This is a genomic window from Neoroseomonas rubea (assembly GCF_016106015.1).
Lineage (GTDB): Bacteria > Pseudomonadota > Alphaproteobacteria > Acetobacterales > Acetobacteraceae > Neoroseomonas > Neoroseomonas rubea.
Window position 1 is genome coordinate 1 of record NZ_JACADQ010000682.1, and the last position, 841, is coordinate 841.

Annotated in this window: 1 protein-coding gene; it reads left to right on the plus strand. The window is 75.7% G+C overall.

All coding sequences use genetic code 11. The features are described 5' to 3' along the window. Nucleotides 1-841: glycosyltransferase family 2 protein (locus HW577_RS25805; protein ID WP_198378927.1), on the plus strand; the 841-nt coding region annotated here is incomplete at both ends.

Consider the following 841-nt stretch of genomic DNA (forward strand, 5'->3'; position numbering starts at 1 on the left):
CGCTGGTGATGGCGCAGGCCGGCTGGCCGTCCTTCGACAGCCTGCCCTGGCCCTACGGCGCACCGCCGGCCGCCGCGCCGCGCCTGCCGGACGGCGCGCGCTGGCCGCGCATCCGGCTCGTCACGCCCTGCCTCAATCCGGGGCCGTGGCTGGAGGAGACGATCCTGTCCGTCGCCGCGCAGGGCTATCCGCTGGTCGAGCATGTCATCGTCGATGGCGGCTCGACCGACGGCACCGCGGCGATCCTGGCGCGCCACCACCACCGCCTCGCGGCCGTCATCCTGGGGCGGGATGGCGGGCCGGCGGAGGCCATCGCGAAGGGTATCTCCGGCAGCACGGCGGACCTGCTCGGCTGGCTGAACGCCGACGACATGCTCGCCCCCGGCGCGCTGTACCGCCTCGCGGCGGCCTGGTGCGCGGACCCCGAGGCCGACATCGTCCACGGCGATGCCATCGCGCATCGGGACCGCCGCCTTGTCGCCCTGCAGCGGCCGCTGGCGAACGGGCCAGAGGACTTCACCGTCGCGGGCCTGGCCGATGTCTTCGGGCGCCTTGCCCGCGGCGCCTTCTTCCTCACCCCGGAACTGCTCTTCACCCGCCGGCTGTGGGAGAGGCTGGGCGGGCGGCTCGACGCCTCGCTGCGCGCCTGCTTCGACTACGAATTCTGGCTGCGCGCCGCCGCCGCCGGGGCTCGGCCGGTCTCCACCAGCTGGCCCGCCGCCTTCTACCGGCTGCATGCGGGCCAGATCAGCGGCGGACGGGCGCGCGTGGCGCGCGAACAGGCGGCGGTCCGCGCGCGCTTCCACTGCCGCGGGGCGCCGCTCATCCGGCCCGGAAGACC